This window comes from Flavobacterium sp., assembly GCF_046073885.1.
Classification (GTDB): Bacteria; Bacteroidota; Bacteroidia; order Flavobacteriales; family Flavobacteriaceae; genus Flavobacterium.
In genome coordinates this window covers 12,593-34,230 of the sequence record NZ_JBJTND010000019.1, presented here as the reverse complement: position 1 = coordinate 34,230, position 21,638 = coordinate 12,593, and the positions used below count along the sequence as shown (strand labels likewise).

General features: G+C 31.9%; 20 protein-coding genes. 16 read left to right on the top strand and 4 right to left on the bottom strand.

From position 1 onward, the window contains the following. Positions 1-213: 213 nt before the first annotated feature. Positions 214-1,578: a tyrosine-type recombinase/integrase gene (locus ACKOWY_RS02880; protein ID WP_408939938.1), complete on the bottom strand. Its 1,365-nt coding sequence runs from the start codon at positions 1,576-1,578 to the stop codon at positions 214-216. A 419-nt stretch (positions 1,579-1,997) separates the two neighbouring features. Between ACKOWY_RS02880 and ACKOWY_RS02875 the strand changes: the two genes are divergently transcribed. The 16 genes from ACKOWY_RS02875 to ACKOWY_RS02800 all read left to right on the top strand — a co-directional run bounded on the left by ACKOWY_RS02875 (position 1,998) and on the right by ACKOWY_RS02800 (position 19,056). After that, entirely contained in the window at positions 1,998-2,555 is a 558-nt protein-coding gene (locus ACKOWY_RS02875) for a restriction endonuclease subunit S (RefSeq protein WP_408939937.1), read from the top strand. Positions 2,556-2,562: 7 nt separating this feature from the next. Further along, on the top strand, positions 2,563-2,787 hold the full coding sequence (locus ACKOWY_RS02870; RefSeq protein ID WP_408939936.1) for a hypothetical protein: 225 nt from the start codon (positions 2,563-2,565) through the stop codon (positions 2,785-2,787). 15 nt (positions 2,788-2,802) lie between these two features. Further along, on the top strand, positions 2,803-4,335 hold the full coding sequence (locus tag ACKOWY_RS02865) for a type I restriction-modification system subunit M (protein ID WP_408939935.1): 1,533 nt from the start codon (positions 2,803-2,805) through the stop codon (positions 4,333-4,335). 32 nt (positions 4,336-4,367) lie between these two features. Next, on the top strand, positions 4,368-5,135 hold the full coding sequence (locus tag ACKOWY_RS02860) for a metallophosphoesterase (RefSeq protein WP_408939934.1): 768 nt from the start codon (positions 4,368-4,370) through the stop codon (positions 5,133-5,135). 81 nt (positions 5,136-5,216) lie between these two features. Then, a complete protein-coding gene (locus ACKOWY_RS02855) occupies positions 5,217-6,227 on the top strand; it encodes a MarR family transcriptional regulator (RefSeq protein ID WP_408939933.1) in 1,011 nt (336 codons plus the stop codon). Next, complete coding sequence (locus tag ACKOWY_RS02850; RefSeq protein ID WP_408939932.1) at positions 6,221-6,991, top strand: hypothetical protein; 771 nt, start codon at positions 6,221-6,223, stop codon at positions 6,989-6,991. Before ACKOWY_RS02855 ends, ACKOWY_RS02850 begins: the two co-directional genes overlap by 7 nt. Positions 6,992-7,042: 51 nt before the next feature. Further along, entirely contained in the window at positions 7,043-8,275 is a 1,233-nt protein-coding gene (locus ACKOWY_RS02845; protein ID WP_408939931.1) for a nucleotidyltransferase, read from the top strand. After that, positions 8,259-8,729, top strand: a complete 471-nt coding sequence (locus ACKOWY_RS02840) for a hypothetical protein (protein WP_408939930.1) — start codon at positions 8,259-8,261, stop codon at positions 8,727-8,729. Before ACKOWY_RS02845 ends, ACKOWY_RS02840 begins: the two co-directional genes overlap by 17 nt. 16 nt (positions 8,730-8,745) lie before the next feature. Beyond that, the gene (locus ACKOWY_RS02835; protein WP_408939929.1) at positions 8,746-9,480 is read left to right on the top strand and encodes a hypothetical protein; all 735 of its coding nucleotides are present in this window, start codon (positions 8,746-8,748) and stop codon (positions 9,478-9,480) included. Positions 9,481-9,487: 7 nt separating this feature from the next. Continuing rightward, a complete protein-coding gene (locus ACKOWY_RS02830; RefSeq protein ID WP_408939928.1) occupies positions 9,488-10,312 on the top strand; it encodes a hypothetical protein in 825 nt (274 codons plus the stop codon). Positions 10,313-10,315: 3 nt separating this feature from the next. Next, the gene (locus ACKOWY_RS02825; protein WP_408939927.1) at positions 10,316-11,602 is read left to right on the top strand and encodes a restriction endonuclease subunit S; all 1,287 of its coding nucleotides are present in this window, start codon (positions 10,316-10,318) and stop codon (positions 11,600-11,602) included. Positions 11,603-11,607: 5 nt separating this feature from the next. Then, positions 11,608-12,738 carry an SAVED domain-containing protein gene (locus ACKOWY_RS02820; protein ID WP_408939926.1) on the top strand — a complete coding sequence of 377 codons (1,131 nt, stop codon included), beginning with the start codon at positions 11,608-11,610 and terminating at the stop codon, positions 12,736-12,738. A 20-nt stretch (positions 12,739-12,758) separates the two neighbouring features. Next, on the top strand, positions 12,759-14,033 hold the full coding sequence (locus tag ACKOWY_RS02815; protein ID WP_408939925.1) for a phospholipase D family protein: 1,275 nt from the start codon (positions 12,759-12,761) through the stop codon (positions 14,031-14,033). Next, positions 14,033-17,257, top strand: coding sequence for a type I restriction endonuclease subunit R (locus ACKOWY_RS02810; protein ID WP_408939924.1), 3,225 nt, complete (start codon positions 14,033-14,035; stop codon positions 17,255-17,257). Before ACKOWY_RS02815 ends, ACKOWY_RS02810 begins: the two co-directional genes overlap by 1 nt. Further along, on the top strand, positions 17,257-17,967 hold the full coding sequence (locus tag ACKOWY_RS02805) for a M48 family metallopeptidase (RefSeq protein ID WP_408939923.1): 711 nt from the start codon (positions 17,257-17,259) through the stop codon (positions 17,965-17,967). Before ACKOWY_RS02810 ends, ACKOWY_RS02805 begins: the two co-directional genes overlap by 1 nt. An 18-nt stretch (positions 17,968-17,985) precedes the next feature. Continuing rightward, positions 17,986-19,056, top strand: a complete 1,071-nt coding sequence (locus tag ACKOWY_RS02800) for a hypothetical protein (RefSeq protein ID WP_408939922.1) — start codon at positions 17,986-17,988, stop codon at positions 19,054-19,056. 5 nt (positions 19,057-19,061) lie between these two features. Here the strand turns inward: ACKOWY_RS02800 and ACKOWY_RS02795 are convergent, their stop codons facing one another. Genes ACKOWY_RS02795 through ACKOWY_RS02785 form a run of 3 tightly spaced genes read right to left on the bottom strand, consistent with a single transcriptional unit; the run spans position 19,062 to position 21,391 of the window. Beyond that, positions 19,062-20,090, bottom strand: a complete 1,029-nt coding sequence (locus ACKOWY_RS02795; RefSeq protein ID WP_408939921.1) for a DUF6371 domain-containing protein — start codon at positions 20,088-20,090, stop codon at positions 19,062-19,064. A gap of 59 nt (positions 20,091-20,149) precedes the next feature. After that, entirely contained in the window at positions 20,150-20,344 is a 195-nt protein-coding gene (locus ACKOWY_RS02790; protein ID WP_408939920.1) for a hypothetical protein, read from the bottom strand. Between the two features lie 21 nt (positions 20,345-20,365). Further along, a complete protein-coding gene (locus ACKOWY_RS02785) occupies positions 20,366-21,391 on the bottom strand; it encodes an AAA family ATPase (RefSeq protein ID WP_408939919.1) in 1,026 nt (341 codons plus the stop codon). Positions 21,392-21,638: the final 247 nt, after the last annotated feature.

Here is a 21,638-nt window from a genome sequence, read left to right as displayed (position 1 = left end):
TGTTACGTCTATACATTTTTTATATTTAATCGATATTTAATATTTGGTATACCTAGGTTTACTATCAATTTACCAAGGGAAACTTATAGAAAATTTGAAGATTATTTATTGTTTTTTTTCAGTATTCTATGGTTTACTTTTGCATGTGTACTTTTATACAATAAACAAATAGAAAATTGTTCGAACTAGCATCTCTTAAATAAAAGAATTAATTTATTGAAGTAAATGGGAATAATCTTCTGGTAGTTCGGCATCAATATCTCTTAAATATAATTCAAGTGCAGACATTGTAGAGTGACCTGTAATATTCATTAAAATACTTTTGGCTTCAAAAGGTGAATATGTTTTGCGGAGTTCTCTATATAATTTAGTTATGAAAGTATGTCTAAAACTATACATGCCATAATCAGCTCCCAGTCCAAAATGATCTTTTACAATTGTCTTGAATCGTTTTGAAAAATGGTCTCTGCGATTGTTTTCTGTAGCAATCCATTCGCCACCAATTTGAGTTGATGTGAATAAAAAATCATTTTTATTCATTAGGGATAAATCAGGTAAATCTTTTATTAAAATTTCAGGAATTATTTTGATTTTGACTAATTTGTTTTTCGCTCGAACATAGAGTTTTTTGTCTTTTATATCTAAATCGCCAACTTTTAATCTACATACTTCCACTGGACGTAGAAAATTATAGGAGATAAACTTAATAAAAAGTAGGAGCAAAGGGTCATTTTCTTCAAGATAGGAATAAATGTTTTCTTGCATATCTGGAGTGTATGTTTTGTTTCGCTCCGGTTTGGTTTTTATAGTATTTATTTTTTTTATGATATTTTCGGGTATTATTTCATCATTAGCCAAAACCTCAAATAAACTACTTAAATCTATTCGGGTATTGTTTCTATTTCGAGCACTTGTCCTTACTAAAATGCTATTTAAGTATTCGTTAGTTTGTTTACGATTTAAGGAGGTAATTGGAGCGTTTTCATCCAATGCTTTTTTGAATCGATTTATTCTTCCTGCAAAATTCATGTAGGAAGTCTCGTTTAGAGATTTTTTCTTGATTTTTAAAGCATATTCAAAAGCATCCTTAATGGATAAAACAGGTTCAATGGGTACTGATATTATTGAATCTGAAGTAAAAGCTACTTCCGTGTTATTTGAACTAGGAGTAGTATCAGTTCTTTTACTTTCGCTTGAACTTTTTGATTTTGCATCAAGCAAACTTAAATCGGCCTCTGAATAAGGGTTTAATCCTTTTTCTAAAAGGTATTCAAGTGCACCTCTTAACTTGGATAGGATTGCAATTCGCTCTCTTTTAGTTTTATATCTATTGCAACCACCCTTTATATTCGGCATTCGTTTTAGTTTTCCAGTTGTATCATCTAAAAATTTATAATAGATGTACCAATCTTTAGAAATGGCATTCTTTTGCTCTTCTTTTGAGAGTTCATTCCATAAAGTAATATCCACACCACCGGTGTAAATTTTGGGTTCTGAAAATTTTTTTTTGTCCAAAGAGTGTCTTGTTTGGTGTACGTTTTGGTGTACTCTTTGTAAAAGTAATAAAATATTAGACATAAAAAAAGCGGTTTAGTGGACACTAAACCGCGATTTCATTGAATTTCTTTTTGTAGCGAGAGGGAGATTTGAACTCCCGACCTCAGGGTTATGAATTGAATTTTTAAATTCAAATCTGCTCCTTTTTAGCTATATTTTAGTATTATTATTAAAAACGGTGTACTGACTGGTGTACTGTTTTGTGTTCGTTTTCTTGAATTATTTCGAGTGCAAAATACATATTTTTTGTTACTCTCTTATTTTTTCTTTTAATATTTTAAAACAACACATTTAATTTTTCATAATTAATTAAGTATAGGAAACAGTTTTTACGGCTTTATTTTTTTGAATTTGAATAAATCTACAATAAAATAAATTTGCATAATTGAATTATTTTGCGTTTATTTGCTTCAAAATGAATAACATTACAAAAATATCAAATGCAAGTAAAGGTAAAGGAAATTGCAAATATTCAATTCGGATACTATGGTCAGCCTAGTAAAGACGGTACTATTCCGTATTTACAAGCTAAACATTTTAATGAATTTGGTCAATTTATCGGAGATAATGATACCTTTTTAAAGGAAGATTCAAAAGCTATTGGAAGTCTTTTGCAGGATGGAGATGTTTTATTTGTTGCAAAAGGGTTTCGTTTTTTTGCTACATTATATAAAGAAGAGTTTGGAAAGGCAATTGCCTCTTCTATTTTCTTTATTTTGAGACCCAACAAAACAAGAGTTATTCCAGCTTATTTAGTTTCTGTTTTAAACCTTCCGAAAAACATACTACATTTTCAACAATCGGGAGCGGGAAGTTCAATACCATCAATTCGTAAAAATGAATTGGCGGACTTTACATTTAACCTGCTGTCTTTAGAACAACAACAAAACGTAGTAGAATTGCAGGAGCTTTATCTAAAAGATATGAGGCTAACTGAAAACTTAATTAAAGAAAAGCAGAAGCTTTTTCAAACAACAATTTCAAAAATCATAAAATAAAAAAGTCATGGCAAAAAAGAATAATGATGCTCCCGGTATGAGAGGAGACAGAAGTAGAAACGATGATGGGCAATTAAGACAAAAGAGAAGTGATACACATATCGGAACTATCGAAAAGAAGTACGATATTGATTTAGGGGTTAGAAGTGATATGCACTTAGGAACCTATTTAGAAAAAAATAATATTGCTTCTTTGAATGATTTGATTAACGATAAAAAAGCGGACAAGTAAAAACAATTATAAGTTATGGCAGAAAATAAAATTACACAAAGAGACATCAATAATATTGTTTGGAAAGCTTGTGATACGTTGCGCCCAGTTATGGGAAGTGAGCAATATAAAGATTACATACTAACATTGTTGTTTATAAAATACCTTTCTGATGTTTGGAAAGACAAAGTGGAACAATATCGCATTAAGTACCCGGATAATGAAGAAATGGTAAAACGGCAATTGCAAAGAGAGCGTTTCATATTACCTGAAGTAAGCAATTTTGATTACCTATTTCAAAATCGTAATGAAGCCAATATTAGCGAAATTATAGATATTGGTTTAACAGCTTTAGAGGATGCAAATCGCTCAAAATTAGCAATGGTATTCCGAAGCATTTCTTTCAATTCCGAAACGGTATTTGGTCAAACAAAGCAGCGTAATGCCATTATGAAAAATTTATTGGTAGATTTTTCAGCTTTAGATTTACAACCATCGCATTTAGAAGGCAATGATATTATTGGTGATAGTTACGAGTTTCTAATTTCAAAATTTGCTGGGGAAAGTGGTAAGAAGTCTGGCGAGTTTTACACGCCTAGCGAAATAAGTACTTTGTTAGCAAAATTAGTTGACCCGCAACCCGGAAACAGAATATGCGACCCTACTTGTGGTTCAGGTTCATTACTTATAAAAGTAGCCAATGAAGTTGAAGGTAAAAACTACTCTTTATATGGTCAAGAAAATAATGGAAGCACTTGGGCATTATGTCGAATGAACATGTTTTTACATGAACAGGATAGCGCAACAATTGAATGGGGAGATACAATCAATAATCCAAAGCTATTGGAGAAAGACAGTCTTATGAAGTTTCATATTGTTGTAGCCAATCCTCCTTTTAGTTTAGACAAATGGGGAGCGGATACAGCTACCGCAGACCAATTCAACCGTTTCCATAGAGGTATTCCACCAAAAAGTAAAGGCGATTATGCTTTTATCAGTCACATGATTGAAACTACTTATGAAGACATTGGTAAAGTGGGCGTAATTGTGCCACACGGTGTATTATTTCGTAGCAGTAGTGAAGGACAAATTCGTAAAAAATTAATCGATGAAAACCTATTGGAAGCTGTTATTGGTTTGCCTGCCAATTTGTTTTTTGGCACAGGGATTCCGGCGGCAATATTAATTTTCAACAGAGGTAAAGGTGCAAATAAAGACATTCTATTTGTGGATGCTAGTCGAGAATTTGAGAGTGGTAAAAACCAAAATAAATTTAGAGATATTGACATTGAGCATATTGTAAGTTCGTTTAAGGCATTCAAAGAGGAGGCGCCGCTAACAACTGAAAAAGGAGCTGTTATAGAAGACAAATACAGCTACCGTGCTACTATTGCCGATATTATTGAAAACGATTATAATTTAAACATTCCTCGTTATGTAGATACTTTTGAAGAAGAGGAAGAAGTGGATATTAAAGCAGCACATCAAAATATTACAGAACTAAAAAAACAACTTTCCGAAGTAGAAATCCAAATGGAAAACTACTTAAAAGAGTTGAATTTAATTTAAGAACTAGTAGCTAAAAGGCAACAATTTAAACTATGCAAGTAAGCAAAATACAATATGCATCTGACCTTCATTTAGAATTTCCTGAAAATAAGAAATTCTTTAAAGCCAATCCTTTAATCCCTAGTGGGGATATATTGATATTGGCAGGAGATATTGTGCCTTTTGCTGTTATGGATAAGCACGAAGATATTTTTAATTATTTGGCGGATAATTTTGAAATGACCTACTGGATTCCGGGTAATCACGAATATTATTACTTTGATGCGATTAACAGAACCGGAACATTTTTTGAAAAAATCAGAAGTAATGTCATTTTGTTAAACAATTCGGTTGTACAGTACCAAGATACCAAGTTGATATTCTCTACTTTATGGTCTAAAATTAGCCTTGCAAATCAATGGAATATAGAACGAGGGCTAAGTGATTTTCATGTTATTAAATACAACGGTAATAGATTTACTGCGGAAGCTTATAATCAGTTGCATATTGATTGTATCAATTTTCTCAATCAAGAATTACAGGTAGATAAGGCAGCTAAAAATGTAGTGATAACGCATCATGTCCCTACATTCAAGAAGTATCCTAAAATATACAAAAACAGTACTTTAAATGAAGCTTTTGCCGTAGAGCTTTTTGATACAATTGAAGCATCTAATGTAGATTGTTGGATTTATGGACACAGTCATCACAATACTACTGATTTTAAAATTGGCAATACACAAATGCTGACAAATCAATTAGGGTATGTACAGCGGAATGAAAATGGAAGGTTTAATCCAGAAAAATGTTTTAATATATGATTTTCAATATAATAAAGTTATATTTGCACAATAAAGCTAATCACTTTATCAGTAAATTTTAACTTTATTAAGATATAAGTTATGCGAAGAGCTATTAATTACATCAACGAAACACTAGGCGTAAATGCTGAAGAAAGTCCAATTCAAAATAGAGATTTGGGCAATTTACCAATGTATATTTCCCAAGCATATAAACTATATGAGGCTAGGATTTTTTTCAAAGACATAGTGTTTGTGGAATTAAAAAATGAAGATGATTTGAGTATTTTACAAGCTGACAAACACTTGCAATTACTTAGAAATACTTTGAATAAAATAGTTGTATTGGTATTAGATAATTTGCAATCGTATAACAGAAAACGACTAATAGAAAAAGGGATAAACTTTGTTGTGCCAGGAAAACAAATTTTCTTGCCGGAGTTGTTAATTCATTTAAACGAAAGTTTTTCGCAACCAAAACCCAAACAGCGCAGTGAAGTCTTAATGCCGTCAGCGCAGTTTTTACTGTTGTATCACATCATTCACAGATACCAAAACTGGAAACTTGAAGAGCATTCATTCAAAGAAATTGCCCAAAAACTGAAATATACACCAATGGCAATTACTTATGCTGTAGAGGAATTAAAACAAAGAGAGTTAATTGAAGTTTACGGAGAAAAAGAAAAGTACGTCAAATTCAATTTAGAACGAAGCGAATTATGGTACACGGCTCAACAACAAAAACTCTTGTCAAGTCCGGTACTAAAAACGGTATATGTTGATGTGTTGCCCAGCAATGTTTTTATGCTAAAAGCCAATGCTTCGGCATTACCCGAATACACTAGCTTAAACCCGAGTAAACAGCAATATTATGCCATTGAAAAAAACGCATTTTATTTTCTGCAAAAAAATAACGGTTTAGTAAATGCAAATGACCGTGAAGGACAATACGCCATAGAAGTATGGAAATATGACCCATTACCGTTGGTTGAGGAAATGCCTAACGAACAAGCAGTAGTTGACCCATTGTCTTTATACTTATCCCTAAAAGATAGTCTTGATGAAAGAATAGAAATGGGCTTAGAACAAATAATAGAAAAATTTATATGGTAGTAGGATTAGACACTTTTAGCGCACACTTTAAAGACTTTCAAGACAGTTACATTATTATTGGAGGAACAGCTTGCGACATCATTATAGAAGAGGCAGGTTTTACACCTCGTGCTACCGATGATATTGATATGATATTAATTGTGGAAGCTTTGTCGCCAGAGTTTGTGGCAAAGTTTTGGGAGTTTATCAAACAAGGAAAATATACCATACAACAGAAGAACGAAGAGGAAAGAAACTGCTATCGTTTTGCGGCTCCGGAAAATCCGGAATATCCAAAACAATTAGAACTATTTTCAAAAGTTCCGGACGTTATTGATGCCAATGAAGGAGCTCACCTTACACCTATTCCGGTTGAAGAAGGTTTGTCAAGTCTGTCAGCTATCTTGTTAGACGAAACCTATTATAACTACACTATTGAGAATAGCGATACAAAAGAAGGTGTACATTTTGCAGCACCTCATACTTTAATTTGTCTGAAGGCATTTGCTTTTTTAAACAATACCGAAAGAAAGGCGGCAGGACAAAATGTGCGTTCGGTGGATATTAAAAAACACAAATACGATGTGTTCAGGATGGTAATGATGCTAACCGAAAACAGCCAGTTTGATTTACCACAAACCATAAGAGCAGACATGCAGAAATTTGTAGATACTATCAAAAACGATTTGCCAAGTCCTGAAATTTTTGCAGCAAACGGTTTTGGAAATCAAGATATGGGAGCCATTTTTAACCGATTAGTAAAAGCGTTTCAATTAAAAGAGTAGTTATTTAAACTACATAACAGAAAACTATAACTACTATTAAAAAAATAAATTATGTTAACAACACAACAAAAACAACAATTTAGTGAAATCCTAGACGAATTAGGGCAAACACTTGACATTTCTGAAACCGAATTTAATGCCGCAGTAAGCAGTTATAATGCTGTGGGGAATTGGCTTTCAAATGAAAACTCAGCATTAGCACCTTACAAACCTGAAATTTTACCACAGGGTTCTTTTTTGTTAGGAACAGCTATTAAACCTATTTCAGATAAAGACGATATAGATATAGATATTGTCTGCAAGCTAACAGGTAAAAATCCAAATTGGACACAAGCCAATCTTAAGAAAATTGTTGGCGACCGGTTAAAAGAAAATGACACCTACAAACAAATGCTTGATGAAGAAGGTAGAAGATGCTGGACGTTAGAATATAGAAAATATTCTCAAAAAAATGACCAATACCATATGGATGTGCTTCCGGCTATAATAGCTAGCGGTTATAGTGTCCTTTTAGAAAAAGCGTTTTCTAATATGCAGGAAACTAATGTAGATAGTTTAGCTATACGTATTACTGATAATTTAGAGAAAAACTATTCATACGAAACAAATCAAGATAATTGGTTAAAAAGCAACCCGTTTGGTTATGCCAAATGGTTTATTAATCAGGCAACGGTTTCAACAGTAAAAATGTTTTCGCTAAACGAAGCGGTTAAACCTGTACCAAAATACCAGTCAAATAAATTACCATTACAGCGTGTCGTACAAATTTTAAAACGCCATAGAGACATGATGTTTGATGGCGATAGCGAAAAACCAATCTCCATTATTATAACCACATTAGCTGCTAAAGCTTATAAAAAGCAAACAAATATTTTGGATGCTTTAATTGATGTAATAAATGAAATGCACATTCATATTGAAGAGAGATATGATGCAACTAAGGGAGTTTATTACAAATTCATAGGAAATCCGGTAAATTCTGCTGAGAATTTTGCAGATAAATGGAGAGAAAATCCAAATAAACAAAAGAAATTTTATAGCTGGTTAGAGACAGTTAAAAAAGACCTTAAAGAGGCTACAGAGCAAACAGGAAGCCATAAAATAATGGAGAGACTTTCTACTTCGTTCGGTGATAGAGAAGTAAAAAAAGCATTTAGCAATATTGGGGATAGAGCAAGACTTTTAACTGAGCAAGGCAAAAACCGATTTGATACAGCTTTGGGTTTAACTTCTATGGGAGCAAGTACTATCAAGCCACATAATTTTTATGGTTCAGAAGATTAATTCAATTCCTATTGCTATGCAAGCGGCTAATATCAAAAGCCTTTTTCCGGACACAAAGGTTTATACCTTTCTTGGGCAAGAATTGTCATGGACTCATACAGTCAAACCATCACCTTTAGGTGGCGAATATGTAATTAAATTGGTTTATAAAATAAATGGTGCTCGAACAAAATATGGAGTACAAAAAACAACTAGCGCTCCTAAAATATATGTTTTGAGCCCAAAGCTTGAACTCGCAGTTGGAAAAACTAGATTGCCACATTGTTATGACCAAAAGACACAGCATTTATGTTTGTATTATCCTGACGGAAAAGAATGGAATAAATCTATGTTGCTGACAGCAACAGTAATTCCTTGGGCTTATGAATGGTTATATCATTATGAACTTTGGTTGGGCACAGGTGAATGGACAGGAGGTGGAGTACATCCGCAAAATAGCCAATCAAAAATTTAAAAATTAATAGTAATAAATGAACAAAAAACTACACGATATATATTCATTTCTCAACGAGAACCGAAGCTACAATAAGCCAGTTCAAATAGGTGCTTACAGAATGGCTTTGTTACCGTATGACACTACTTTTGATAAAGTATATGCGCTGTTATATAATACGCTTAAAACACAGTCACAAGTAAATATGGATAAGTCAGCAGTTTTTTTTCAAAAGATAGCGGCGGACAAAAGTTGCCTCAATTCAATGGAAAGTTTCCTAAAAGTTATAGGCGGTAATTATGATACACCAATTACCTATAAGGATATATTTGAGTTGTTATCAGTTCAAGAAAGTTGGGGCAATAAGACAGCGGCTTTGTTTGTAAAAGCAGTCTATCATTGTCATATTGGCTATGCTAAAGATTTACATTTTTGGAGTGATGCACCCAAAGATATGTCAAAAGAAGATGAACTGTTTTTACCTGTCGATGCTGTAATTTATTTCATTTTTCAAGTCATTGGAAATCCTTGTAAAAATACTTTTTCAGGTATCAATAATTACTTGAAAAAGTATTTTCCGGGAAGCGATTTTGAAGTTTGGGATGACCTTTGGTTTTGGGGTTTTATAACTCAAAAAGGAACCGGAAATTCAAGAGTAATACAGTTTAACGAAGAAAAATATTGGAACCTTTTAGATGCTCCAAAAGATAAAACAACAATTAACGAAACAAAAAAGTTAGCCAATCAGTTTATTGAGCTAATAATAAAATAAAAGTGCTATGAGCGAAACAACAAAAGCCGGAACAATTAAGGATATTATCCTTGAGGTTCAGGAATTAATCAAAGAAGGTTTAATTCAAGGATACAAACAAAATATTTTTTTTACACAAAATTATTCTGATTTACAGTCACGTGTAATTGAGTATTTAATTGTAGTTAATGTAGCTCAAAAATTAGAGCATTTTGGTATTAAAAAAAGTATTTTCATAAATCTTGAATATTCTTTGAATGACTTTTACAATAATGCATTTCCATCATTCATTTTTGCAGGTGAGGTTTTTGCACAAGAGCATAAAAGCAGAAAAAAACATTCGCCGGATGATAGTAAATCTAAAAGAATTGATATTGCGCTAACTCAAGAAAGTAGATTGGCTGGTGAATGGTTTACTACTCAAAAATCTTTTGTAGGTATCGAAATAAAGTCAATTAACCAATCCGATAAAAAAATTAAAAAGGATATTGAACGTATGGCTAAAGCAATCAATCTAAAAGATAACATTGGTCAAAATAATATCCAAGCTTGCTTTGCATGTTTTTTCAAAAGATTTGATAAGGATAATACAACTTTGACAAAACCACAGATTGAAAAGAAAACTTCTGCCGAAAAAAAGAAATGGGAAAAACATTTTGAGGAAATTAAAGATACATATTCTGATTTATTATTTGAATTAATAGACACGAGTATTGTCAATATGCCTGCTGAAGAATTTAATATAGCTCCTTATGGTGACGATGCTGATTATGAAGATTTGTTAGCAAATACGGGCTGTATTAATGCTTATATAGTAAAGATTACTAGAATTGAAAATAAATCAGAAGAGTAGATTATGGGTAAAGTGTTTACAAATTATAAGCAAACTTCTATTGGCTTAATTCCTGAAGATTGGGAAGTTGAACGTTTTGATAATGTTTTTGAACTACTTTCAACCAACTCCTTTTCTAGGGATAATATGACTTATGAAGAGACAGAAAATAAAATTCAAAATATTCATTATGGAGATATTCATGCAAAATTCAAGTCTGAAATATTAGATTGTGAAACGGAACAACTTCCATATATCAAAGATGAATTAATATCAAATCAGAAATTTAATTATTTGAAAAATGGTGATTTAATTATAACGGATGCTTCTGAAGATTATGATGGTGTTGGAGAATGTATAGAAGTAAAAAATGTCACACCAAAAAAAATTGTATCAGGATTACATACTTTTTTAGCTAGAGATAAATCGAATAAAACTGTTCAAGGTTTTAGAACATATATTTTTAATAACCCTAGAGTTGGAATAGAGTTAAAGAAAATTGCAACTGGAACTTCTGTTTTTAGTATTTCCAAATCGGAATTACAAAAACTAAAAATCCCTGTCCCAACAATTCTGGAACAACAAAAAATAGCTTCAATTCTATTTGCTTGGGATAGTGCTATTGATAATTGTAAAGCAATTATTGAGGAATTGAAAGTTAGGAATAATAGTTTGGCTCAAAACCTTCTTTTGGGAAAAACTCGAGTAACTGGTTTTAATAAGACATGGAAAGTTAAAATGATGGACGAATGTTTTAATTATTCTCCTAGACCAGTTTCTAAACCAACTGAAAATTATTTATCGCTAGGTTTGAGAAGTCACGGTAAAGGCATTTTTCATAAAACCGATTTCGATACAGATAAAGTAGCTATGGATACTTTATATGAAGTAAAAGAAAACGACTTAATTATAAACATAACTTTCGCATGGGAGCAAGCTGTTGCTATTGTAAGTAAATCTGATGAAGGGGGCTTGGTTTCACATCGCTTTCCAACCTATACTTTCAATACCAAAAATGCAATTCCAGAATATTTTAGGCATTTCATTTTGCAAAAATATTTCAAGTTTTTGTTAGAACTTATTTCACCCGGTGGAGCGGGCAGAAATAGGGTAATGAGTAAAAAAGATTTTCTGAAATTAGAAATTAAACTGCCTGATGTTGAAGAGCAGAAAGCCATTGCAGCAATTCTCGACAAAGCTACAGCAGAACTCAACCAATACCAACAAAAACTAGAAACCTTGAAGATGGAAAAGAAAGGGTTGACGCAGCAGCTGCTAACAGGAAAAGTAAGAGTTAAAATAGAAGGATAGAAATTATGAGCGTAACAAGTATAACAGATAAAAATAAATATTTGCTTTGGGTAAAATCTGGAGGAAGGTGTCAATATAGAGGTTGCAACAAATCATTAACACAAGATATTTTAACAAAGCGAAATTTTAATCAGGCGTATATTGCTCATATTGTTGCCGATGTTCCCAGAGGCCCAAGGGGAGACACAACTCGTTCTCCACTTTTAGCTGATGATATTAATAATCTAATGTTGCTATGTGATACACATCATAGATTAATAGATAAGGCAGATGTTGCAGGGCATCCCGAACCTCTATTGCTCGAAATGAAAAAAGAGCACGAAAAACGTATTGAAACGGTTACTGCAATAGACCAAGACAGACAAAGCCACATTTTAACCTATAAAGCAAATGTAGGTGTCTTTACACCTGAATTAAGTTATCAAACTGTTAGTCAATACTTACAGCCTGATTATTTTCCGGCAATGGCTGATACCATTGATTTAAGTTTGTCAAATAGTGTTCAAAGAGACCGTGATGCAGCCTTTTGGTCAACTGAAGTGGCAAATTTAGAAGCACAATTCAATAAAAAGCTGCTACAAAACTTTGCAAAAGGTGAAATTAAACATTTATCAATTTTTGCATTTGCACCTATACCACTATTGGTTAAGTTAGGAACTTTAGTCAATGATATTTATAAAGGGCAAGTATATCAAAAAGTAAGAACTCCTGATACTTGGAAACTAGATGATGATAAAACAGAAGTAAAATATACGGTTGTTGAACCTGCCAATAATAGTAAAATAGTAGCATTAAATATTTCTTTAAGTGGCGGAATTACAGACGATAGAATAACCTCCGTGCTAGGTGACGAATGTGATATTTATACAATTAAAATTGATACCCCATTTAATGACTATTTAAAAAGTAAAAGACATTTAGAAGATTTTAGTGTTATTATTAGGCAGTTGTTTAATAAAATAAAAACCGAATATGGTGCGACAACGCCACTACATATTTTTCCAGCTATGCCAATTGCTACTGCTGTTGAATTAGGAAGAGTGTGGATGCCTAAAGCAGATATGCCATTGTTTCTTTACGACCAAAATACTGCCAATGGTGGATTTACAAAAGCCATTGAAATTTTAAATTCATAGTTATTGAAATTACTAGTAATATGAAAATAGTAAAATTACAATCCCATCTAATTTCAGAGATTAAAAAAGCTACAGAAGTGTGTATTGCTTCAGCTATTGTTTCTGAAAATGGTCTGCGAACCGTTTTAGATAACAAAGACGAAGGTTGTAAGCTTAAATTAATTATTGGGATTGATTTGCCAACTCCGGCGACGGTCTTTAAAAAACTACTAGAGTTACAAGATGAAAATATTGAAGCTAGAGTGTTTTTAAAGCCATATTATTTTCATCCAAAATTATACTTAACAAGCGGAAAAAGTAAAGTCGTTTTTGTTGGTTCTGGAAACTGTACCACCGGAGGATTAGACAATCATATTGAACTATTTCATAAAGTTTCTGATGATGAAGTTTATGACGAATATAATGCGTGGTTCAACACCTATTTCAGTTTAAGTTCAGAAATTACAGAAGAATGGCTAACAGAGTATGAAAAATTATTTGAAGACAGACAAGTAACCGAAAATTCGGAAAGAAAAAAAGTAAGTGCCTTTAAAAAGAAAATAACTGAGAATAAAGAAATTGTTGATTTGGACAGCATTGATTTCACAAACCAGTTTTTCAAAAAAAATCACTACAAGGCTTTTGAAAATCACAAAATAAAGAGCAGACTTCAAGACCATGATAAGGAACGCTTAGAAGTAAAAAAGAGGCTAGAAGAATTACACGATTTAGTTTTGCCATTAATAGAGAATAAAGGTTGGGATATTCATCCACACCACATGAATAGCCATATAGTTTCTTCTCATCAGCATGGGGAATTTACTAGTGATGATTTAGTTGCACTCTGGTTACATTATGGTAGAAGTGAAGAAGATTTGTCCAATTTCAAAAAGATTTATGGAGATAACCAAACTAGTATGTATCAGATGCGATTACAGGTTTTGGTTCATTTAGAGGATATTTCTATTTGGTTGCGAGTTGGTAAAAATAATGGTAGCGTTGTTGATAGAGAAAATTTTAAAAAGAATATAAAACAAGCAAGCTATCAAGATAAGTTCTATAAACTTATTGAAAAACTACCGGATAGTTATTACATAAAAATCAATGATGAAAAGAGAATGGTAAGAACATTTACAAACGCATTAGAATTAGCAGATTTTGTAAAAAATGACAACATTAATAGACATTATTTTATAATCGGAAGAGAGTATTTGCCTAGTTCGATAGAATTATCGGAAAGCAATATAGCTAATACGATTATTGAAGAATTTAAATTTCTCTATCCTATTTATGAATTAATTAAAACAACAATATAATGCAATTACCATCCTACATAGAAGACCATATAAGTCAAATTCCGGCATTGCAATTATTGATAAAAATGGGCTACCAATACTTGTCGCCTGAGGAGGCGATGGAGCTACGAGGCGGGAGAACCAGTAACGTATTATTGGAACCTATTTTAAAAAAACAACTCGAAAAAATAAATAGTATTCAATACAAAGGCAAAGAGTTTTCTTTTTCAGAAAGTAATATCAATTTGGCGGTTATTGCTTTGAGAGAGCTTCCAATACAAGATGGCTTTACCAAAGCAAATCAGGCATTTTTTGATTTAATTACTTTGGGTAAAAGTTTAGAACAAAACATTTTAAACGATAAAAAAAGCTTCTCTTTTCAATACATTGATTGGGAGAATATAGAAAACAATAGCTTTCACGTTACAGAGGAATATGCTGTATTGCGAAGCGAAAGAAATGATACCTATCGTCCGGATATTGTGTTGTTCATCAATGGCATTCCTATGGTAGTTATTGAATGCAAAAGCAACGTTATAAAAGACCCAATTAACGAAGCGATTTCTCAACACTTGCGCAATCAGCAAGAAGATGGAATAAGAGGTTTATATCAGTATTCTAATTTGGTAATGTCATTAGCTGTCAATGAAGCAAGATATGCCACTACAGCTACCCAAAAAGAGTTTTGGAGCGTTTGGAAGGAAGTATTCAGAACTAAAGAAGAGGGTATCCAATATGCTGATGCCATCCGTCAACTAAAAAATAGTGAATTACCCAACACCGAGCGAACAGCAATTTTCAATCAACGTTTCAAAAACGTATTGCATTATTTCAACCAACTTGAAAAAGAAGAGGTAATTGTTACCGAACAAGACAAACTAGTATTTAGTTTATGTCAAAAAAAGCGACTTTTAGATTTAATTTTCAATTACATCGTCTATGATGATGGAATTAAAAAAATAACACGATACCAACAGTATTTTGCCATAAAAGAAACGCTTAAAAAAATTAGTGTTCCTGATGTAAATGGAAAACGCATTGGCGGTGTGATATGGCATACACAAGGAAGTGGAAAATCGCTAACTATGGTAATGTTAGCACAGCTCATAGCAACCGAAAAAAGTATTAAAAACCCAAAAATTATACTAGTTACAGATAGGATTGATTTAAACACTCAAATTACAGAAACATTTCAAAAATGCCACGTTGATGTTGAAGAAGCGCAAACTGGAAAACATTTAGTTGAGTTAATAAACAGCCCAAAAGATGCGGTAATAACAACATTAATTCACAAGTTTGAAGCAGCTATAAACCAATCCAAAGAAGGTTTTACATCACCCAATATTTTTGTTTTAATTGATGAAGGACACCGCAGCCAATACGGGACATTCAATGTAAAAATGCAAAAGGTTTTTCCAAATGCTTGTTTTGTTGCTTTTACCGGAACTCCTTTGATGAAAAAAGAAAAAAGCACAGCCAATAAATTTGGGGGTTTGATAGATGTTTATTCTATTACTGATGCAGTGGAAGATAAAGCTGTAGTGCCATTATTATATGAAGGACGACATAATTTAATTGAAGTTAACGAAAAGCCATTAGACACTTTTTTTGATAAGGTTTCTGAGCCATTAACTCCTTATGGTAAAACTGCATTAAAAAGAAAATACAGTACTGCCAATCAACTAAACAAAGCCGACCAAGTAATTTATGCTAGAGCATGGGATATAAGTGAACATTTTGAAGCTAACATTCAAGGTACTGGTTTCAAAGGTCAGTTGGTAGCTCCAAATAAAACAACTGCTATAAAATACCGAGAGAATATCAAGGAAATTGGAAAAGTAAGTTGTGAAGTTTTGATTTCTGCACCAGATACAAGAGAAAATTATGATGATGCTTTTGAAGAGAATGAAGATGTAGTACTCAAATTCTATAAAGCCATGATGAGTAAATATGGTAAACAGGAAAATTATGAAAAATCAGTAATAAGCGCATTCAAAAAGCAAGAGCAGCCCGAACTCATTATTGTAGTAGATAAACTTTTAACGGGTTTTGATGCACCAAACAATCAAGTACTCTACATTACACGAAGTTTAAAAGAGCATACTTTATTACAAGCGATAGCAAGGGTAAACAGAGTTGCTCCGGGTAAAGAATACGGTTTTATTATTGACTATTATGGTAATTTAGAAAATCTTGATAACGCACTTAACACTTATGGCGGATTGAGTGATTTTGATAACGATGAACTATCGGGGACAATAACTAATATTAATGCTGAAATAGAAAAATTGCCACAAGCACATAGTGAGTTGTGGGATATTTTTAAATCCATAAAGAATAAATATGATGCTGAAGCTTATTCAGAATTATTAAATGATGTAAGTATTAGACATCCATTTTATGAAAAGTTATCTGCTTTTATTCGTTTGTTTAAACTGGCAATGGCATCATTACAATTTAATGATGTTAAAAACGAAAAACTAATCGATAAATATAAAAAAGACAGTAAGTTTTTCTTGCAATTACGAGTAGATGTAAAGCGAAGATATTTTGATGATTTAGATTATGCAGCGTACGAGCCTCAAGTGCAGAAGCTAATAGATAAGCACATTACCACACATGGTGAAGTTTTAAAAATAACAGAACTGGTTAATATTTTTGATAAAGATAAAAGAGAAGCAGAAGTAGAAAAGATAGTGAGCAAGGCTGCAAAGGCTGACCACATAGCTACTAGGACGGTTAAAGCCATTAATATCAAAATGAACGAAGACCCAATCTTCTACAAAAATTTATCGACATTAATCAAAGAAACAATTAACGATTATCATCAGCATCGAATAGATGAAGCTTTGTATTTGCAAAAAGCTAAAGAATACGAAAATCAATTCCTCACAGGAAAGCAAAATAATGTTCCAAAAAGCATTGAGGAAAAACCAAACGCAGTAGCTTTTTTTAACTTAATAAATGCCGTTTTAGAGAATAGTTTTAGCAATACACCTGAACCAAAAGAGGTACAAGCTATTACAGCGATAGAAATTGAAGAGACAATAAAAAGTATAATTTATGAGAACGGAGCACTCATAATTGATTGGCAAACTAATACTGAGATTGAAAAGGAATTAAAAAACAATTTAGATGATTTGCTTTTTGAGAAACAGCAACAATACGATACTCAATTCTCTTTTGATAAGATTGATGAATTGATAGAAGAAGTAATCAAAATTGCTAAACTTAAATACGTTTAATGTTACATTCAATCCAAAAAGTAAACTACGGCAGCAAAATCATTCAATATAAATTGTCCTTTGCAGCTAGAAAATCATTAGGTATAAAAGTTTTACCTGATGGCTTGGTAGTAGTTGTGGCTCCAAAGGAAGCAACTGTTGTAGAAATCAATAAAAAAGTTAAATCCAAAGCCAATTGGATAATAAAACAACAAGCATTTTTTTATAGTTACTTGCCAAAAACGCAAAAGCGTCAATTTGTTAGCGGAGAAACACATTTGTATCTAGGAAGACAGTATAAAATGGAAATTTGTAAAGATAATTTCAATGAAATTAAGCTGTACAGAGGAAAAATGATAATAACGACAAAAAAAGTCAATCCGGAATATTTAGAGAAAAGACTAAATCAATGGTATAAAGAGAAAGCTATTATATTATTTGAAGAGTTGGTTATTAAGGCATTAGAAAAATTCGCAAAATACAACCTAGAAAAACCCGAAATTGAAATCCGACAAATGGAAAAACGTTGGGGGAGTTGTACTAAATCGGGAAAAGTAATCTTAAATACTGAATTAGTCAAAGCCCCAAAGGCTAGTATTGAATATGTGGTTATTCACGAACTATGTCATTTAATACATCATAATCACAATAAAGCATTTTACGAACTGCAAGAAAGAATGATTCCCGACTGGAAAAAATGGAAAGAAAAATTAGAACATGCTTTATCATAATAAAGATGTAAATGAATTATGGCAACTGCTGAATTAACTAGAAAAGAATTATATGATTTAGTTTGGTCAACATCACTTTCAAAGTTGACACAACAATATGCACTTTCAAATGATGATATAAAAAAAATCTGCAAGCAGTTTGAAATACCAATGCCCGATAGTGGATATTGGATGAAATTGAAATTCAATAAAACTGTTGAAAAAGAGAAAATGAATAATAGCTATGTTGGTGAAGATAAAATCATATTAACCATCAGGGAAGAGGGAAGTGATATAAATACAGACCAATCTGAATTAACTATTTTAACCAAGCAGATTCTTAATGATAAGAAAGCTCCTTTAGTGGTTCCAAAAAGGTTAACAAACCCTGATATTTTGACTGAAAGGACAAAAGAATATTGGGATAAGAGGCATAAAGACAGATTCTACTACGACCATTCTTTATTTATATTACCGATAAGAGTTGAGCAAAGAAATGAAGATAGAGCACTAAGGTTTATGGATACTTTGATTAAATTAATTAGACATCGAGGGCATGATATTATTAGAAGGAATTTTGAAACAATAGTCGTTGTTGATAATATAGAAATAGAAATAGATTTAAGGGAGGCTAATAAAAGAGTCGCTTCTACTGAAAAATATAGAGATTACGATTACATCCCAACAGGAGAGTTTATTCTTAAAACGGGTAAATATTGGCGAATTAAAGAGTGGCGTGATAGTAAAGTAAAACTCGAAGACCAACTTGCTAAAATTGTTGCCAAATTAGAAATCGATGCCCTGAGAGAAAAAGATTTTCAGGAAGAAATCAGAATTAATAATTTAAAGTATGAAGAAAAAAAGCAGATTGAAGAAGCTATAAAAAAGCGTAGAGAAGATGAAGTTAAGAAATTCAATAAATTACTTGCTTTGTCAGAACAATACAATAAGGCGCAACTTATTAGGCAATATATTGAAGCTGAAAGGCAAAAAGCAGTTAAAGAAAATTGTCTGACTACAGAAAAACAAGAATGGATAGATTGGGCTAATGATAAAGCAAATTGGTACGACCCAACAATAAATAAACCGGATGATATTTTAGATGTTTGATGTTATTACAATTTCCTAATCCCATTTCCTTTTTCATCAATTAAATTAAAAGTTTCAATAAGTGAAATTATGGAAGGATTTATTTTTAATAGCCGTTGGATTTTCTTTTCAGTTTCAGAGAATACTATTCCAACTTTGTCTTTATAAGTATTGTTTCTTATTGCGAAATAGACATCTGCTAAATCTGTTCCTGTTTCAAATTCCGAACCTTCAATGATTGAACTGCATTTGATTTTGAAACCTTGCTTCTGAAATTCCCTAACTTTTCTGTTCCAATCTGAAAATTCACCCTTATCAGGGTAAACTATAATATTCTCTTTCTTGATTGGCTCTAACAATTGCAATTTTAAGTTTTGTTTGCTTCCTGTTGCCATCCATAAATATTCGGGAATAAATAAGCTCATTATGATTGCAGTTTTTTCAGATTCGACAATTGCAATTGTATTGCAATTATATTGCAGAGGCATTGCAATACTAATTTTTAGTAAGTGCAACCCAAATAAACACTGCTTTAGATGGTAATTTTGTTTATTGATTTTATTGTGAACCCAATTAATATGGGGAAAGGGAGTCTTTACTCTTTTACCTGTTTTTTCATTGAATAGAATTATTTTTCCAGTCTGAACTCTTTGATTTTGATTTATTTGCCAAAATACCGTTGCGCCTTCCCAATGCTTTGAAGTTCCTATATTATACTTTGCAATGCAACTTTCAACCTCTTCATTCGTAAAATGTTTATGTAAAAATTTTGCAAAATTGTTATTACGATATTTTTTTAATGATTGCTTTACAAGTATTGGGTCAATAAAATCTGGAATAACATTTATCTTTTCAATATTGACTATTGCAATGCTATGATTTTGTTTTGGGTTATTATGATAACCACAACTTGTTTCTCTATCGCATCTGCCATAATTTTCTTCAAGATACTCATTTGTAATTTGATTGATATACTTAACAAATCTTCTTTTACCACAGCTAGGGCAAACAAACTTTTTACTTGATTTATCTAATGAATACTTAAATTCAGTCATAACTATTCGTAATATTCGTAATCCTCGTAGCCTTTACGAACTTTACGAGTATTACGATGTTAGTTTTTCGGTTTGAAAACAGTTGCAAGCAAATAATCAATAGCATCTTGTTTTGTAAACGTGGCTTTTTTGCTTTTTTTCTTTCTAAAGTCGAATGAAGTTTTTACTTCTTGTTCTTTTACCAATACGATAAATTTCTCCCTTTCCTCTTGAGAAAGTGCTAGAAAGACATCATATACTGTATTGGCATTCATTTGGCTAGAGCTGTAATTTTATTATTGAATATTTTTCTTAATCACATTTCGCACAGTTCCTTCTGAAATACATAATCGTTTGGCAATTTCCGTATTTGCCAAGCCTAGTTTTTTCAATTCTAAAATCTCAATATCTCTTTGAGTTCCATCTTGCTCAGATTTTTGTTTTAAATGTTCGTTTTCATCCCCATACTCTAAAAAACTAAATTGTAGAAAGCTGTTTATTTTTTCAATTTGACAAATGATAACATTTTCAGAATCATAAATTTGTTCCGTATTCCTTTGTTTTATTTGTTTCAAATAGCGAAGCCCTTTATTCTGAAAACTCTCCCCAATAGCAAAACTGCTATCACAAAAATTCATCAACATTTTGCTGCCGGATAAATCATTTTTGTTAATAGGTCGTGTTAAATCCCTTTTCGGGGTATGTGCAAGGGCAAGAATAGATAAAGAATATTTATTCTTTAATTCTTTCAAAAATTTCATTAACGGAAGTGCATCTTTAGCTTTTTCCGTTTCGTTTTTTAGATAAGTGATATTATCAATGATTAAAACCTTGACTTTGCCATTTTTTACAGATTGCTCCAATGAATGATAAAGAAAATCTTCAAAGCTTTCAAAAGACTTTGGCATTTCATTGTCGGGGTTAATTTCGGCACGAAGAAAATTTGAATTGAAGAGGTAATGATTTGTAAAATTCTCGGAATATCTATTTTCAAATTGTTTGTCCGATAGCTCAAAATCAAAGTAAATTATAGGGGATGGTAGGCATTCTAATTTTAATCCACAAATTGAATTTCCTATACTTATGCTATTTGCAATTTGAACAGCTAGAATTGATTTTCCTAAATTGGTATCTGCAAATAAAATGCAAAGTTCTCCTTCAAACCAAAATTCGCCAAATAGCATTTTTGGGACGGGTCTTGATTTCGCTTCATCAATCCAAATATTTGCTGGCTTGATAGTAAATATTGTGTTTTGATACTCTATTTCAGCTTTTAAAACATCTTTGAAATGTTCAAGCCCTTTATTTATTAATTCACTCATTCTCTTTTTAAACTTTTCGGCAAAGCTTAAAAAGAAAAAATTTAAGTCAACAGGTACGGTAAGGTATCGTAAGGTATTGTAAAGTATTATTAGATATGCACAGGTATAACAAGGTAATTAGGGGGATAAGATGATTGAAATGTAAAATCTTTTACCGTGCTATTAAATTCCAATAAAAAAAGCCATCACTTAAAGGATGACTTTTGAGGGTTGCAATTTTCTTGCAATTATTTTATGTTTTTATTGC